We start from the raw sequence: 16803 nt of genomic DNA on the forward strand, positions 1-16803 counted from the left end.
GCTGTCGTTGTCAGTCCTCTACGATGCTTTTCGCTTCAAGAAACGCTTCCAGCCCCGACACCCCGAACTCCCTGCCAATCCCCGACTGCTTGACCCCGCCAAACGGCGCAAGCAGCTCCGGTGCAATCCGGTTGATCAACACCGAACCGGCCTCCAGACGCGTAGCGATGCGTCGGCCACGTTCCACCTCGCGGGTGAACACATAGGCCTGCAAACCGTAGACGCTGGCATTGGCAATGCGGACCGCGTCCTCTTCATCGTCATAGGCAATGATCGACAGCACCGGGCCGAAAATCTCTTCCCGGGCGATGTCCATGTCGTTGCCGACGTCGGCAAACACCGTGGGTTTCACGAAATAGCCCTGGCTCAGCCCGGCAGGCCGGCCCTCCCCGCCGACGACCAACCGTGCGCCCTGCTCCAGCCCGCGCCGGATAAAACCCTGCACGCGATCAAACTGCGCCTGGTTGACCATCGGGCCGATGGCGGTCGCCGGATCACGGGGATTACCGACCACTATGGCGTCGACCAGGGTTTTCACCCGCTCGATCACCTGCGGCAAGTTCGTGCGCGGGACCAACAGCCGCGTACCGGCGACACAGGCCTGACCGTTGTTCATGAAAGCGCCATTCAGCGCCATGGGGATGGCCGTTTCGAGATCCGCGTCGTCCAGCAGGATGGACGCCGACTTGCCGGTGAGCGACAGGCTCACCCGTTTCATCGTCTCGATGCCGGCGCGGGCGATGAGTTTTCCGGTGGCGGTGGAGCCGGTAAACGAGATCTTCGCGATGTGCGGGCTGGTGCTGATTTCGTCGCCCACATCGCTCCCACGGCCCAAGACAATGTTGATCACCCCGTTGGGCAGTTGCGCACGTTGCAGGGCGAGCGCGAGCACCTGGGTCTGCAACGGGCTCAGCTCACTCGGCTTGATGACCGTGGCACAACCGCCGGCAATCGCCGCCGCCAGTTTGCTGCATACCGTACCGGCGGTGCTGTTCCAGGGGGCGAACAACGCCGACACCCCGACCGGCTCCATGATCACCCTTGCATGGCCCACAGACCGGACCAGCTCGTAGCTCTCCAGCACCTGCGCTGCGTTGGCGAAGGACTGCGACGCGTACTGGCTGACCCATTGCGCACGAGCCAACGGTGCGCCGTATTCCTCGATGGCGGTGTCGCGTATTTCGTCGGTGCTCTCCAGCACCGCCGCCTGAAGGCGCTTGAGCATGTCGATACGCTCGGCTTTCGAGGTGCCGCCCATCGTGATCTGTGCACGCCGGGCAGCGGCGATGGCTTGCCTGGCGTCGTCGCGGTTGGCCAGGGTGACGGTGCCAATGACTGCTTCCGTCGCCGGGTTGATGCATTCGATCGTTTCGCGGCCCTGAACGGGCACGAATGCGCCATCGATGTAGCTGTGCTTGATAGTCCACATGTCGATATTCCCAAAGGGTTGAAACAGCAACGCCCGGAAAATCCGGGCGCTGGTCAGGGCGACGGCTCAGTCGGGTAATGATTCACGGCTGAAGGCCTGCACCTCCTGCACCAGGCCGCGAGCGGCCATTTCCACCAGTTGTCGGCCTTTTTCCGGCGAAGCCTGGGCCGGGTCCGAGCCCATGCGGCCGTCCGGGTGACGGGCACGGAAGTCCGCCGCTTCACGGATCGGCCCCCAATTGGCGATCTGCGGCGAGTAGTCCGCCGACTTGATGGAATCGGGGTACGCCCATTGGGTCACGGCGATTTCCGAAGGCGTGGCATGAATGCCGTGGCCGGTCGGAAACTGGTCACGGGCGAGCTCGTTCACGCCTTCCAGGTCCCACCAGTTGCACAGCTTCAGGGCGAACCCGGCCTTGCGCCGGGCGAAACTCGCTTCAGCGTACAGCTCCGAAAACGCGGCTTCGATTGACGCGATGTTGCCGCCGTGGCCATTGAGGAAAAGGATCTTTTCAAAGCCATGGGCGGCCAGCGAACGGGTCCAGTCGGCGATGGCAGCGATGAAGGTCGAAGGCCTGAGCGAAATGGTGCCGGGGAACCCCAGGTGATGCTGCGCCATGCCGATGTTGAAGGTCGGGGCGATCAGGATGTCGGCGTTCTTCTGCGCTTCATGGGCGATGATTTCCGGGCACATCCAGTCGGTGCCCAGCAGGCCGGTCGGCCCGTGCTGTTCGTTGGAACCGATCGGGATGACGATGGTGCGGCTGCGTTCGAGGAATTGCGCGATTTCGGACCAGGTCGACAGGTATAAAAGCATCAGGCTTCTCTCTCTTCGAAGGTTCCTTGCGGAACGATGGGCGGGTTTTCAATCACCTGCATCTGCAGAAGCATTGATAACACCCGACTCCCTTCGGCGACAGAATACAAAGGTATCGGAAACCCCGGACGGCGCTAATCGCGCACGAGAAACTCACGGGGCGATTCGCCCATCACTCGTCTGAACATCGCACTGAAGGCGCTCTGGCTGGCGTAACCCAGGTCCCGGGCAATCACGCCGACGGACTGTCCTTTGTCGAGCCGGTCGATGGCGGTCGCCAGCCGCACCTGCTGCAGCCAATGGCGGAAATTCAGGCCGGTTTCATTGACGAACAGGCGAATCAGCGTGCGCGGACTGGCGCCGACCCGGTCGGCCCAATAACCCATCGAGTGGTCCTGCCCGGGATCCTGCAGAATTGCCTCGCACACCGTGACCAGTCGCCTGTCGAGCGGCCACGGCACTTCGATCGGCAACGTCCGCGCCCCCTGCAGTTCGCTGAGTATCAACGCCACGATGTGCGCGTTGCGCCCCTCCTGCGGGTATTCGATCGGCTGGTCGGCCAGGGCCAGAATCAACTCGCGCAACAGTCCGGGGATTTCCAGCACTTTGCAATGAGGGCCCAGCCCGGCGCAGGCCTGCGGCTCGATGTAGATCGAACGCATTTTGACGGCGCTCAGCATCAACTGATCGTGGGTCACCCCTGGCGGAATCCACAGCGCCCGCTTCGGCGGCAGGATCCACAATCCGCGTTCAGTGGCCACCCGCATCACGCCGCTTGAGGCGTACAGCAACTGCCCATGACGATGCACATGCGGTTCGTTGTACTCGCCAGTGACCTGATCGCGCACCAGCACGGTCATTACGCGCGGCACATCCTGATAGTCGGGATAACGTTCGCTGCGCGGCGCGGATTCTCGCTTGGCGACGACCTTGCGCACCTCTTGTTTCATCGAGTGGACTCTCCTGAAAACAGACCTTGATCGCCTCATGCAGCGATTGTCACTTTGGCGACAAATCTTGGCATTTGCCATTGCGAGCCCATTGTTAGCCTTGCGCTCATTCTTGAGCAATGAGGCTTTTTCCATGGCTAACACGCGTAATCTCTCCGCTCCCCCACAAAGCGTCACGGCGGTGATCGGCCTGCTGATCCTGTCCATCGCGTTGCGTCCGCCGATCATTTCGGTGGGACCGATCCTGACGCTGATCCAGCAACACTTCCAATTGAGCTACACCCAGGCTGCGTTGCTGACCTCGATCCCCGACGTCTGCATGGGCGTGTTCGCGCTGGTGGTGCCGAGCCTGGCCAGGCGCTTCGGGATCGATCGCAGTGTGGTGGCCGCCCTGACATTGTTGGGCGCGTCCACGTTGCTGCGGGCAATCTCGCCGAATGCTTTTTTCCTGCTCGGCAGCACGTTCCTTGCCAGCATCGGCATCGCGGTCGCTGGCGCCATGACCGGCGCGTGGATCAAGACCCACTTTGCGCAACGACCGGCACTGTTCATGGGCATTTATGCTGGCGGACTGAGCCTGGGCGCGACCCTCGCGGCAGTGTTCAGCGCGCCGATTGCCGAGCTGGCGCAGGACTGGCGGGTCAGCGCCGGCAGCTGGAGCGGGCTGTGCCTCACCGCCATCGCCAGCTGGGTGTGGATGGCACGGCGTTTTGCGACACCGGCGCCAGCGGTGAAATCGCCGTCGACCCCGAGCAAACGTCTGCCGTGGGGCAATCCGCAGGCGTGGCTGATTGCGTTGAATTTCGGTGCCGGTCAATTCGTGGTCTACGCCCTCTTCGCCTGGATGGCGCCAGCGTCGGTGGAAGCGGCCACGTCGAGTGTGCCCCCGGGCGTTCTGCTGGGCATTTTTACCGCGGTATTCGCCGTTGCCAGCGTGGGTGCGGGGCTGATTCGAGGCAAGGCCCACGACCGGCGCGGCCTGTTGGGATTGTCGGCGTTGCTGGCACTGATGGGAGTTGGCGGCATGGCGTTCCTGCCGGCGTACTGGCCGATGCTGTACGTGGTGCTCGCAGCCATCGGCCTGGGCATGGGTTTCACCGTGGCCATGACCTTGCCGCTGGATCACGCCAGCACCAGCGAACAGGCGGGGTTATGGACGGTGTTCATGCTGTTCATCGGTTACCTGATCGCCGCGCTCGGGCCGCTGCTGTTCGGTGCCTTGCGCGAATACACCGGACACTTCGGCCCGGCGTACGCATCGCTGTTCGCGGTACTGTTGCTGATGCTCGGCATCACGCCCCTGCTCAGACTGGCCCCGATGAAGTCGCCGCAGACATCCGCTGCCTGAACCGATAAAAAACGGCGGTGCACCCGGGTGCACGCCGAGGTTCAGAGGGCCGTCGCCGCTTTCTCGATCAGCCGGGCCACCGGTGCCGGGTTCGACACCATCACCACGTGAGAACCGCCCTTCACCACCTCGACCGCCTTGGCATCCGCACGCTTGGCCATGAACGCCATCGCCTGGGGCGGTATGTTCCTGTCCTTGTCGCCGTAGATGTACCAGGACGCAATGTGCTTCCAGGCAGGCGCCCCGGCCTGCTCGTTCAGCGCTGCTTCGGTGACCGGGCGTTGGGTCGCGGCCATCAGCGCCGCTTGTGCAGCCGGGACATCGGCGGCGAACTGATCGTGAAACTTGCTCTGCTGGATGTACAAGTCCTTGCCGCCATCGGCCAGCGCAACGGGTGGCGCCAGCGTTGGCCCGAGGGTACTGCCGGGAAACTTGCCGGCGAGTCCGGCAACGGTTTCACCAGCCTCGGGGGCAAAGGCACTGACATAAACCAGCGCTTTGACATTGGCATGATCGTTGGCCGCCTCACTGATGACGTTGCCGCCATAGGAGTGACCGACCAGCACCACCGGCGACTGGATGCTGCTCAGCAACGCCGATACTGCTGCGCCATCGCTCTTGACGCCGCGCAACGGGTTGGCGGCGGCGATCACCGTGTAGCCATCCTTCTCGAGAATTTTCGCCACGCCGTTCCAGCTCGACGCATCGGCGAAGGCGCCATGCACCAGTACCACGGTCGGTTTGGCGGATTGGGCGAAGGCACTCACGCCCAGGCACAGGCCGGCCGCGAGGGTCAGTGCAGTCAATGTTCTTTTCATGTGACAACTCCTTGTGTGATGGATCAGGGGGCGTATCGGGTGAAAACGAAGTCATGGTTTTGCACCCGCGCCTGATGACAGGCAAAACAGGTCTGGTGCTGGGCTTCATCGGCAGGCTTGCCATTGATGAATCGGCCAAATCCCCAGCCACCGGTCGAAGCGTATTTGCGCGAGTCCTTGACCATGACCTGGACAGTGGTGGCCGCCCCCGGAATCGAGGCCGGCTCGAACTCCGGGGACTGCACGTGTTTCCACGCCAGCTTGACCAGCACCGTGCCGTCGGGGAACGGCAACGTCCCGCTCTGGTAAGCCTTGATCGCCCGGTCATTGCCCAGCACCGCGCGCAATTCATCCAGCGGCGCGGCTTCCTGGGCCGGAGCGATCAGCGCCCACTGGCGATAGTTTTTCGGCAGCTTCACGCCGTAGATCGGCGAAGCATCACCGTCATCGGCTTCGCCCAGAGCGACGCCCGTGGCTGCGAGTGCCGCGAGCGCAATGGCCGCCGGCAACACGGCCCAATGGTTGAGTTTCATCGTCGGATCCTCTCGGGCCGGCTATCAGAGATGATCGGCATCGATCACTGCCTGAGCGAAGGCCTGCGGCGCTTCTTGCGGCAGGTTGTGGCCGATGCCACCGCTGATCAGCCGGTATTCGTATTTGCCGGTAAAGCGTTTGGCATACGCCTCGGCCGGTGGGTGCGGCGCGCCATTGGCATCACCTTCCAGGGTGATGGTCGGCACGCTGATCGAAGGGAACGCCGCCAGTTTTTTCTCCAGCGGATCGTATTGCGCTTCCCCTTTGATCAACCCCAGGCGCCAGCGATAGTTGAAGATCGAGACGGCGACGTGATCGGGGTTCTGCAAGGCGGCCGCGCTGCGGTCGTAGGTCGCATCGTCGAAGTTCCATTTCGGCGACGCCAATTGCCAGATCAGTTTCGCGAAGTCATGGGTGTTTTTCTCGTAACCCAGACGACCGCGCTCGGTCGCAAAGTAGAACTGATACCACCACTGCAACTCGGCGGCGGGAGGCAACGGCGCCTTGCCGGCGTCCTGGCTGCCGATCAGGTAACCGCTCACCGCCACCAGCGCTTTGACCCGTTCCGGCCAGAGCGCGGCGACGATATCGGCGGTGCGTGCACCCCAGTCGTAACCGCCGAGCACGGCTTGCTTGATCTTCAGGGCGTCCATGAAGTCGATCAGATCCTTGGCCAGCGCCGAAGGCTGGCCGTTGCGAACGGTTTTGGCCGACAGAAAGCGCGTATCGCCATAACCGCGCGCATAGGGAATCAGAACCCGATAGCCCTTTTGCGCCAGTGCCGGAGCGACGTCGGTGTAGCTGTGAATGTCGTAGGGCCAGCCGTGCAGCAGGATCACCACCGGCCCGTCGGCCGGACCGAGTTCGGCATAGGACACGTCCAGCAGTCCGGCCTTGACGTGTTTCAGCGCGCCGAATGAAACGTTGCTGCCGGCGGTAATGGCGTCGATCTTGCCGGCAGGCACTTCAGTGGCGCCGGCGTATGTCGCGACGACAGCCAGGGCAATCGCCAGCATGGAACCAGCGAGCACGCGCCGGGATTGGATTACAGCGTCAGAGTCAGTCATGCCGAGTCTCCACCGTGAACCGCCGGGCGGCGGTTCCGGGCTTTGGTTGAAGGGCTTGGGGTTGAAAGGCTTGCGGATCAAAAGGTCAGCGGGCTGCCTGAGCCGTGGTTTTCTGCGCGGCGGCACGCAGTGGCCGGAACGCTTCGCGCAGTTCTTCGCTGAACAATTGCGGTTGTTCCCAGGCCGCGAAGTGACCGCCCTTGCTGACCTCGCTGAAGTAGGCCAGCGACGGATAGGCACGCTGCGACCAGACCTTGGGCGCGCGGTAGATTTCGTGGGGGAACACGGTGATCGCGACAGGCACCTTGATGTCCGCAGTCTTCTGCGCGGCGGCGCTGAAGTTATTGTTGTTGTTCTCCCAGTAGAAACGGGAGGACGAGGCGCCGCTGTCGGTCAGCCAGTAAAGGCTGATGTCATCGAGCATTTCATCGCGGCTCAGGACTTTCTCGGGCTGGCCGTCACTGTCGGTCCACGCGGCGAACTTTTCATACATCCACGCCGCCGTGCCGGCAGGCGAATCGGCCAGCAGATAACCGATGGTCTGTGGCCGGGTCACCATCATGGCGCCATAGGCCGCATTGCGCCCGAAGAACTGGCTGAGCGAGTTGAACGCCGTCAGTTCCGGGCCGCTCAGCCCTGCCGGAGCCGGGTCACCGCCATTGATCGGCTTGACCAGTTCCGGAGGCACGGTGGCCGGCATGTTCAAGTGAATGCCCAGCAGACCGGGCGGCGCCAGACGACCCAATGCATCAGAGATCACCGAACCGTGGTCGCCGCCCTGAGACACGTAATGGGTATAACCCAGACGTTTCATCAGCACATCCCAGGCCTTTGCGACCCGATCCGGACCCCAGCCGAGTTCGGTCGGCTTGCCGGAAAAACCGTGACCGGGAATCGACGGGATCACCACATCGAACGAGTCCTCCACCTTGCCGCCATACGCCACGGGGTCAGTCAGCGGGCCGATGGTCTTGAGGAACTCGAATTGCGAACCCGGCCAGCCATGAGTGAGGATCAGCGGCATCGCATTGGGGTTGCGTGAACGCACGTGGATGAACTGAATGTCGACGCCATCGATCGTGGTCACGAACTCCGGCAAGGCATTGAGTTTCGCCTCGGCCTTGCGCCAGTCATAACCGCTGCCCCAATACTTCACCAGGGCTTCGACCTGCGCCAGCTGCACACCCTGGGACACGTCGTTGACCGTTTCCTTGTCGGGCCAGCGGGTGTCGGCGATGCGTTTGCGCAGGTCAGTCAATTTCGCTTCATCCACATGGACGTGGTACGGGCGAATCGCTTGCGACGGATCGGTGGTCGCGCTGCTGGCCCAGGTCGCGCTGCTGCCTGCGAGCACGGCAAGGCCCAGGGCCCCTCTTCTGATGGCTGACGCCAGGCAATGGCGCCATGTGGAACCGCACGTAACCGCAACCATGATGGATCTCCTTGTAGTCATTATTCGAAAGGCATCGCCAATCGGATCAGACCACCCCGACACCGTCGCCGCGATTACACGTTGGTGTCGGTCGATACCTTGGTATGACACGTTGGCCCGGCGCGTAAAATCGCGCTCGAAATGAGCAGCGGTTAACGGGCAGAATGCGGCGGGGAAACGGCCCATTTAATTGATAGAGCGGAACAAGGATTGCGGATGCGTGGGGACACAGCGCTCGAACGCCTGAGCAGTACGCCATCGACCACTTCGCAGTGGTGGGTGATCGGGCTGTGCATGCTGTTCAACGTGATCGACGGGCTGGACGTGATGGCCATGGCCTTCACTGCCAGCCGGGTTTCTGCGGAGTGGGCGTTGAGCGGCGCGCAATTGGGCCTGTTGTTGAGCGCAAGTCTGATCGGGATGGCGCTCGGTTCGCTGCTGGCCGCGCCCAGGGCCGACCGCTTCGGTCGCAGGCCGTTATTGCTCGCCGGTCTGCTGCTCAGCGGCCTGAGCATGTTGCTGTCGTTCTGGAGTCCGGATCATCACGTGCTGATGTTCCTGCGTTTGCTGACCGGCATCGGCACGGGGGCGGTGCTGGTGGGGGCGAACGTGCTGACGTTCGAACACGCCAGCGCGCAGCGGCGCAATCTGGCCATCGCGCTGCAATCCCTCGCCTTCGCCATGGGCGCCAGCCTGGGCGGGGTACTGGCGCATGTACTGAATGATTGGGTGGGCTGGCGGTATGTCTTTCTAGCCGGTGGTTGCATCACGCTGGCGGCAGCGTTGGCCGGCGTCCATTGGTTACGAGAGTCGCCGTCATTTCTGGCACTCGAACACCGCGCGCCTGGCGCTCCAGCGTTGCCTGACAACGCCCGCCGACCGTTTGCGCCCGGTCAGTGGCAACAGACCACGTCGCTGGCACTGGCGCTCTTTCTGCTGATGTTCTGCTTCTACTTCGTGATGAGCTGGACCCCGAGCCTGCTGGTCCATAACGGCTTTACCGACCGGCAAGGCGCCCGGATCGGGGTGCTGTTGGCGTTCGGGGGCATGCTCGGTGCCCTGCTTCTGGGCCTCGCGGCCAATCGATTCGGCTGCCAACGTCTGTTATCGGGTTTCCTGCTGCTCAACGCTGCCCTGCTGCCATTGATCGTGCCGGCCTCGCACCTGCCCGGCCTGGCGGCACTTGTGGCCGTCACCCTTGGCCTGATGCTCAATGGTGCGGTGGCTGCCTTGTATGTCCTGGCCCCTCAGGCGTTCTGCACGTCGGTTCGCACGACCGGCGTCGGCGTGGTGCTGGCGATGGGGCGCCTGGGGGCGATCATATCGCCGGTGGTTGCCGGTTTTCTGCTGGATGCCCGATGGACCGCGCAAGAGCTGTTCACGTTCTTCGCCGGCAGCCAGCTGTTGGCAGCGCTGCTGATCCGGCGTGGCACTAAGGGACGATGATCAGCTTGCCCGTCGTGTTGCGCGACTCGATATCAATATGGGCCTGTTGTGCTTGGTCCAGCGAATAACGATTGCCGATGAAGGTCTTCAGCTTGCCGGTACTGACCCACGCGAACAGTTGCCGGGATTTTTCCAGCAGCACCTTGCGATCGCGAACGTAGTGCATGACCGAGGGATACGTCAGCTTGATGCTGCGCGGCACGCTGAAGATATCGATCGGCGGTGTCGGATCCATGAACGGTCCGTACAAAGCCAGGGTGCCGAAATAATCCAGCATCTCCAGCGAGTCGGCAAAACCTTGCGCGCCAGTGCCGTCGTACACCACATTCACGCGTTTTCCCTCCGTCAGGCGCATGACCTGTCCGGCAATGTTGTGCGCCCGCCCGATCACCGCGTAATCGGCACCCGCCGCGAGTACGGCCTCCACCTTGTCGGCGTGAGACACCCGGCCAATGACCTTGCCGCCATGCAGCTTGATCAACTGGGTCAGCATCAACCCCACACCACCGCCCGCCGCGTGCACGAAGGCCACGTCACCCGGCTGGATCGCATGCACCTTGTCCACCAGATTGGCGGCGGTCAGGCCTTGCATCATCAGGCTGGCGGCGGTGACGAAGTCGATCTCGTCCGGTAGCGGCACCAACTGGCTGACCGGGGTGATCACCTGTTCGGCGTAGCTGCCCGGCACGTAATGCCAGGCCACGCGGTCACCGACACCGAACTCCATCACCTGCGGTCCGGTGGCTAAAACAATGCCGGCGCCTTCCGCCCCCGGCGTCAACGGCAGTTCCCAGGCAGCGCCGAGCCCGCGCCGGACACCGGTGTCCATGAAATTGACGCCCGCCGCCATGACCTTGACCAGGACCTGTTCGGGCCCCGGTTGTGCCAGTTGAATGTCTTGCACCATCAAGACTTCGGGCCCGCCAAAGGCCTGGATGACCACTGCTTTCATAAGATTCTGCCTTGTCACAGGGACGACCTTTCCTGCTGCCTTGGCGGTGGCAGGAATGCGGACGTCACGTTGCCTTCATTCAATCGTCGGAGGACGTTGAAACCAGGGCCAAGACTGCGCGGCGGATGTATCCACGCGGTTTCGCGAAGCGGGCGCTTTGCATGCTTGTATGGCTGGAGGGGTCGTAGATACAGTGCCTTACAAAAGCAGCACCGTGATGCCCTTCGCAATGTGCGATGGCGGCCGATATTCGCGGCAAGCGACACCAAAGTATGATGGGCGGGTGCCATCAGAAGGCGCATCTTTGTTCAACGGTGACTGCACAATGAGAATCGATATGGCGAATGAGCAGGAGCGCGTCATCGAAGACGGGCCGGGTCACGTCAATGACAGGAAGCTGCCAATGTCCGAGGTCGACTCGATCATCGACAGCATTCCGGCCATGGTCGCCTTCATGACGCCGTCCGGTGAACTGGAGCAGGTCAACCGGCAAATCCTCGACTACATCGGCATCCCGTTCGATGAACTGAAAAACTGGCAAGCCAGCGACACCGTGCACCCGGACGATCTGCCATCGGTCACTGCGGCGTGGATGCATTCGGTCGACACCGGCACGCCCTATGACGTCGAGCATCGCATTCGTCGCGCCGACGGGGTCTATCGCTGGTTTCATGTGCGTGGCCTGCCGGTCAGGAACAGCGAGGGCACCATCACTCGCTGGTGCGTGTTGCAGGTCGATATCGATGAACGCCGACGGGACAAGGTCTTGATCGCCAAGGCCCTCGCAGACGTCAGCCGCTCGGAGGAGCGCCTGCGCGGCATTATCGATGCCGTTCCCGGGTTCGTCTGGAGCGCTTCGCCCGAAGGCAGTGTCGGCTTCGTCAACCGGCGCTGGTGCGACTACACCGGCATGTCGCTCGAAGAGGCGTGCGGGAACGGCTGGACGGCCTCGATCCACCCCGACGACGCCCCGGGGCTCGGCAATTATTGGCAAGCGCTTCTGCATTCGGGCGATGCCGGTGAGTACGAGGCTCGCCTGAAACGCTTCGACGGCATTTACCGCTGGTTTCTGATCCGCGCCGTACCCCAGCGCGACGAGGCGGGCCGGATCGTGTGCTGGTATGGCGAAAACACCGACATCGAAGACCGCAAACAGGCGGAAGCCTTTCTGGCCAAGGCCCGTTCCGAGCTGACGCATCTGGCCAGAGTCGCCAGCCTGGGCGCAGTCACCGCATCGATTGCCCATGAGGTCAATCAGCCGCTGGCCGGCATCATCACCAATGCCAGTACCTGCCTGCGGATGCTCGGCGCCGACCCTCCGAATGTCGACGGAGCCCTGGAAACCGCACGCCGCACCATTCGCGACGGCAATCGGGCGGCCGATGTGATCAACCGCTTGCGGGCGTTGTTCTCGAAAAAAAGCATCACCATTGAAAACGTCGACCTCAATGACGCCGCACGGGAAGTCATCGCCATGCTGCTGGGCGAGCTGCAACGCAACGGCGTGGTGCTTCATCCTCGATTCGCCGAGGCCCTGCCACCGGTCAAGGGCGACCGGGTCCAGCTTCAACAGGTGATCCTCAACCTGATCATGAACGCCGTCGAGGCCATGACTACGATCACCGGTCGCTCCAGAGAACTTTTCGTCAGCACCGGCCAGGAGCAAGACCGGAGCGTTTATCTGGCGGTGAAGGACAGCGGCACCGGCGTCGATCCACAGGACATGGAACGGATTTTCAATGCCTTCTACACCACCAAAAGCTCGGGCATGGGAGTCGGTCTGTCGATCAGTCGCTCCATCATCGAACACCACGACGGGCAGCTCCGGGCCACGGCCCACGACGGACCGGGTACGACGTTCACCTTTTCAATTCCGTGTGCGGACGAGTCTGCGCCAACCGACAACCGCGATGTCTCCGGTCGCGTCATGGAGAATCACTGATGGGTAAGTACTTGCTCGTATCGGTTGTCGATGATGACGAGTCGGTTCGTGAATCGCTGCCTGACCTGATCAGGGAGTTCGGATTCGCTGTCCAGGCGTTCGCCTCGGCCCAGGCGTTTCTGGCGTCGCCTTATCTCGGCCTGACCGATTGCCTGATTCTCGATGTGGCCATGCCGGGCATGTCCGGGCAGGATCTGCATCGGGAACTGCTGCGTCGCGGCTATCGCATCCCGGTGATTTTCATCACCGCTCACGCCGACGCCAGCCAACAGGCGAAGCTGATGAACACTGGCGCGGTGGAGTGCCTGTTCAAGCCTTTCAGTGAAGCGCAACTGCTCAAGGCCCTGAGCGCCGCCCTGCCCCTCGACTGAGCGCGAAGCGGCAAAGAAAAGGAATCGCCATGTTGAACAGCAATCGCACAGTGTCCCCCGGCCACGGAGCTTCTTCGATGAGTGACGTCACGCCTGTGGTTTTCGTTGTGGATGACGACGTCTCCGTGCGCGAGTCGCTGGAACTGCTGATCCGCTGCGCCGGCTGGCAGCCACGACTCTTCGAGTCCGCGCAGGCTTTTCTCGCCGAGCCTCGGGCGCGGGTTCCCAGTTGTCTGGTGCTGGATATCAACCTGCCGGACCTGAATGGTCTGGATTTGCAGACGTCCCTGGCTGACGAGCGCTACAACATGCCGATCATTTTCATCACCGGGTACGGCGACATTCCGCGCACGGTGCGGGCCTTGAAAGCCGGCGCAGTGGAGTTTCTGACCAAACCGTTCAACGATGACGTGCTTCTCACGGCCATGAGCGAGGCGCTCGAAGGCAGCCGCGCGGCGCTGGAGGAAGAAAAAGCCGTGCTATCCGTGCTTGAGGCCTACAGGACCCTGACACCCCGCGAACAGGAAATCATGGCCGCCGTGGTCAGCGGTCGTCTGAACAAGCTGATCGCCGCTGACCTCGATATCAGCGAAATCACGGTAAAGGCTCACCGGGGCAAGGTCATGCGCAAGATGAAAGCCCGCTCGCTGGCGGATCTGGTGAAAATGGCGGCGCTGATCACTCGCAGGTGACGCAAAGGCTTTGCCAGAGGGATTCCAGCCGGCGCAGGTCAAGGGTGTCGAAACCTTCCGAGACCTGCTCGCGACACGCGCCGAGCAACGCCCTGGCCTGCTCCGCCCTTCCCTGTTCCAGCCAGAGCCTGGCCAGATCCATCGAAGTCCTCAGCTCCCATGCCCAGGCTCCCTGATCGCGGCTCAGCGCGATGGACGCCTCAAGCAGGGTCGTGATGGCCTGAACATTCTCGCCGTCGATCAACTTGAGAATACCGGCCTTGATCCGCAGCAGTTCCGGCAAGGCGAAAGCGTCGCCGCTCTGACGACAGTGATCGATGGTGCCGTCGACCAGCGCCAGCGCCTTATCGTGTTGCCCGCCCAGCATCAGGCCCTCGGCCAATGCGATTTCAAAGGATGTCGTGAGCAGTTCATAGCGCATGCCACGCAGCCGCGCCAGGCTTTCCTCCAGCAGCGGCACCGCTTCGCCAGGCTGCCCGGCACGGATGGCAATCGCCGCTCGCAAGCCATGGGCGGCAGCCATGTACGGGCCCAGCGCATTGGTTTCGGCAACCGCACTGAATCGCTCCAGACTGGCGAGTGCCTTCTCCAGATCGCCGGTCCAGATATAGATGCACAGAATCCAGACCATCGCGATGCAGTAGGTGACCGGATGCTGCAGCGCCGACGCCTCGGCTTCGATCAGTTCGGCCCAGTGCCGGGCCTGATCGGGAAAACCCTGCAACCACAGCGAACGGGCCAGTGCCAGCCCGGTACGATTGCGATGATCGAAGCCGTAGTAGATCGTGTTGCCGGGGTGGGACGGCAAGCTGTTGCGCAGCGAGCGCTCCAGCTCCTGTCGGGCCAGACGCTGATCGCCCAACAGATGATGGGAGATGCCGGTCAGCGATGAAGCAATCGCAATGGCTGCCGGCTGATTCAGCACATTGCCGACCACGGCGGCCTGCTCTGCCCATGCCAGCGAAGAGCGGAAATCGCCAATGCGCTCGTAGAAAATCTGCAAGCGCCCCAGCAGCCTCAACTGTGATCCGTGGTCCGCCAGCGCAACGGCGATGTCCAGCGCCCGGAGCAAGGCCTTTTCGGCCGCTTCGCTGTTGCCCTGAGTGAACATCAGCACCAGCCCGAGGGCCGCCTGCAATTCCATTTCGGTCGATGTGCCGTAGTACCCCAGCTCGAGCAGTTCTGCGGCCCGGGAACACCAGGTCCGGCACTCGACCAACAGCGAAAAATGCAAAAACAACGGGGCGCTCGCCGCCGCCAGGGGCAATGCCAGGCCCGGATCGCCATGGGGGCCGAAGCTCCACTCCAGCGCACTGCGCACGTTGCCCAACTGAGTGGCAAGGCGCCCGAAGTAGCGGAAAAACTCATCAGGCGAGGTACCGGGGTGGCCCAGCAGATCCATGTAATACGCCGCATGCCGGAAGGCCAGCGAGTTGACTTCGGCATCGCCCCGGGCCGTCAGTTTTTCCCGGGCATAGGCGCGTGTCATCTCCAGCAGCCGATAGGAGTCCGTCGAATCACTGTGATCGACCGTGACCAGCCCCTTGCACACCAGATCATCGAGGATCGCGGCCACCGCCGGGCCTTCGGACTGAGACTCGGCCACCACCTGGGATGCCGCCTCTTGAGAGAACGGCCCGACAAACACCGACAACCGCTCCAGCGCCAGACGCTCCGGCGCCGATAGCAGGTCGTAACTCCAGTCGAGCATGGAGCGCAGCGTCTGATGCCGCGGCACCGCCGTCCGGCGCCCCGACCAGCCCAGTGAAAAGCGCTCGCCGAGCAAGGCATGCGTGGCCTTCAGGCCGTGGCTGGCGACCCGCATCGCCGCCAGTTCGATCGGCAGCGCCATGCCCTCCAGGCGTTGGCAGATGTCCGCGATCATCTGCCCGCCCTCCGCTTCCAGCAGCAACGCCGCATTGCTCGACGAAGCGCGCTCGACAAACAGCCTGATCGCAGCGAATGCCAGCAGCTCCTGAGTGGACAGGTGCCGGGACTCGCGAGGAAACTCCAGCGGATTGAGCCAGTGAACGTATTCACCGCGCACGCGCAATGGCTCGCGACTGGTCGCCAGAATGCCCACATCCGGCGCGCTGTCGCTGATCTGTTCCAGGAGGGTCGAAACGGCGTCGATCAGGTGTTCGCAATTGTCGATCACCAGCATCAGCCGCTGTTCACGCAGATGCGCGAGCAGGACAAACAGCGGGTCTTCCGCCTGCACCGCAATGCCCAGCGATCTGGCCAGTGCCGACGGCACCAGCGCGCAGTCTTCCACTTGCGCCAGATCGACGAAACAGACGCGTTCGTAGCCTTGGGCCGCGATGCGATGCGCCACTTCGATGGCCAGGCTGGTCTTGCCGACACCACCGGGGCCGACGAGGGTGAACAACCTGGGCTGCTGCAGATGATCGACGACCAGTTGCAGATCGGTTTCGCGCCCGATCAGCTTCGCCCGTGGTGGCAGGCTGCAGACGTTACTTTCGCGGCGGCGCTGCGTGGATGCCGGCTGAGCCTCCAACAATTGCCTTTCCAGCGGCGCCACAAAGGCGTAGCCCACTCCCACCTGTGTGGCGATATAACGTGCGTGCTCTTCGCCATCTCCGAGAATCCTCCGCAGGCCCGTCATGTGAAAGCGCAGGCTGCCTTCGGCGACCACGCTGTCGGGCCAGACCTTTTCGATCAGATCGTACTTGGACAGCACCCGCCCCGGCTGCTCCAGCAAGGCAATCAGCAGATCCAGCGCCCGACCGCCGATCTCCACCGGAACACCGTTGCGGGTCAGCAACCGTTTACCAGGAACGACGCAGAACGGACCAAAAATGAACCGGGTCGTGAGGGACTCATGCAAGGCGTCTGGAATGGGCTCCACGAGGGGCGATCTCTCTGGGAAACGATGGGGGCGTCGCCGTTTGCAAGGCGCAGGCGCAAGCCTTTTGCATCATAGGAGTTCTGCACGATCGTTCAAGCCTGACGCCTGCGGAACGAGAACTCCACCCCGTAATTTCG

At 62.7% G+C, this 16803-nt stretch carries 14 protein-coding genes; 5 read left to right on the forward strand and 9 right to left on the reverse strand.

Features of this window, described 5'->3' with window-relative positions; all coding sequences use genetic code 11:
* Positions 1–10 precede the first annotated feature (10 nt).
* The 3 genes from BBF94_RS16600 to BBF94_RS16610 all read right to left on the reverse strand — a co-directional run bounded on the left by BBF94_RS16600 (position 11) and on the right by BBF94_RS16610 (position 3195).
* The gene (locus BBF94_RS16600; protein ID WP_065260067.1) at positions 11–1429 is read right to left on the reverse strand and encodes an aldehyde dehydrogenase family protein; all 1419 of its coding nucleotides are present in this window, start codon (positions 1427–1429) and stop codon (positions 11–13) included.
* Between the two features lie 66 nt (positions 1430–1495).
* Positions 1496–2245 (reverse strand): creatininase family protein, encoded by a 750-nt coding sequence (locus tag BBF94_RS16605; RefSeq protein ID WP_065260068.1) that lies wholly within the window; start codon positions 2243–2245, stop codon positions 1496–1498.
* Positions 2246–2379: 134 nt separating this feature from the next.
* Complete coding sequence (locus BBF94_RS16610) at positions 2380–3195, reverse strand: AraC family transcriptional regulator (RefSeq protein WP_065260069.1); 816 nt, start codon at positions 3193–3195, stop codon at positions 2380–2382.
* Between the two features lie 133 nt (positions 3196–3328).
* Here BBF94_RS16610 and BBF94_RS16615 point away from each other — a divergent pair, with 133 nt between their 5' ends.
* A complete protein-coding gene (locus tag BBF94_RS16615) occupies positions 3329–4543 on the forward strand; it encodes an MFS transporter (protein ID WP_065260070.1) in 1215 nt (404 codons plus the stop codon).
* 41 nt (positions 4544–4584) lie between these two features.
* On the opposite strand, the gene BBF94_RS16620 is transcribed toward BBF94_RS16615, so the two are convergent.
* From BBF94_RS16620 to BBF94_RS16635, 4 genes are all read right to left on the reverse strand, one after another.
* The gene (locus tag BBF94_RS16620) at positions 4585–5361 is read right to left on the reverse strand and encodes an alpha/beta fold hydrolase (RefSeq protein ID WP_065260071.1); all 777 of its coding nucleotides are present in this window, start codon (positions 5359–5361) and stop codon (positions 4585–4587) included.
* Between the two features lie 23 nt (positions 5362–5384).
* Positions 5385–5894 carry a cytochrome P460 family protein gene (locus BBF94_RS16625; protein WP_065260072.1) on the reverse strand — a complete coding sequence of 170 codons (510 nt, stop codon included), beginning with the start codon at positions 5892–5894 and terminating at the stop codon, positions 5385–5387.
* A 24-nt stretch (positions 5895–5918) separates the two neighbouring features.
* Positions 5919–6962, reverse strand: a complete 1044-nt coding sequence (locus BBF94_RS16630) for an alpha/beta fold hydrolase (RefSeq protein ID WP_065260073.1) — start codon at positions 6960–6962, stop codon at positions 5919–5921.
* Between the two features lie 85 nt (positions 6963–7047).
* Positions 7048–8394, reverse strand: a complete 1347-nt coding sequence (locus BBF94_RS16635; RefSeq protein ID WP_065260074.1) for an epoxide hydrolase family protein — start codon at positions 8392–8394, stop codon at positions 7048–7050.
* A 216-nt stretch (positions 8395–8610) separates the two neighbouring features.
* On the opposite strand from BBF94_RS16635, the gene BBF94_RS16640 reads away from it, so the two are divergent.
* Entirely contained in the window at positions 8611–9840 is a 1230-nt protein-coding gene (locus tag BBF94_RS16640; protein ID WP_065260075.1) for an MFS transporter, read from the forward strand.
* Here the strand turns inward: BBF94_RS16640 and BBF94_RS16645 are convergent.
* Positions 9827–10792: a quinone oxidoreductase family protein gene (locus BBF94_RS16645; protein ID WP_065260076.1), complete on the reverse strand. Its 966-nt coding sequence runs from the start codon at positions 10790–10792 to the stop codon at positions 9827–9829. The two genes, BBF94_RS16640 and BBF94_RS16645, sit on opposite strands and share 14 nt — an antisense overlap.
* Before the next feature lie 337 nt (positions 10793–11129).
* Between BBF94_RS16645 and BBF94_RS16650 the strand changes: the two genes are divergently transcribed.
* From BBF94_RS16650 to BBF94_RS16660, 3 genes are all read left to right on the forward strand, one after another.
* Positions 11130–12734, forward strand: coding sequence for a PAS domain-containing sensor histidine kinase (locus BBF94_RS16650; RefSeq protein ID WP_065260077.1), 1605 nt, complete (start codon positions 11130–11132; stop codon positions 12732–12734).
* A complete protein-coding gene (locus tag BBF94_RS16655) occupies positions 12734–13105 on the forward strand; it encodes a response regulator (protein ID WP_065260078.1) in 372 nt (123 codons plus the stop codon). Before BBF94_RS16650 ends, BBF94_RS16655 begins: the two co-directional genes overlap by 1 nt.
* Positions 13106–13182: 77 nt before the next feature.
* On the forward strand, positions 13183–13797 hold the full coding sequence (locus BBF94_RS16660; RefSeq protein WP_065260079.1) for a response regulator transcription factor: 615 nt from the start codon (positions 13183–13185) through the stop codon (positions 13795–13797).
* On the opposite strand, the gene BBF94_RS16665 is transcribed toward BBF94_RS16660, so the two are convergent.
* Complete coding sequence (locus BBF94_RS16665; RefSeq protein WP_065260080.1) at positions 13784–16666, reverse strand: ATP-binding protein; 2883 nt, start codon at positions 16664–16666, stop codon at positions 13784–13786. The two genes, BBF94_RS16660 and BBF94_RS16665, sit on opposite strands and share 14 nt — an antisense overlap.
* Between the last annotated feature and the right edge of the window lie 137 nt (positions 16667–16803).

The organism is Pseudomonas bananamidigenes (assembly GCF_001679645.1).
GTDB lineage: Bacteria > Pseudomonadota > Gammaproteobacteria > Pseudomonadales > Pseudomonadaceae > Aquipseudomonas > Aquipseudomonas bananamidigenes.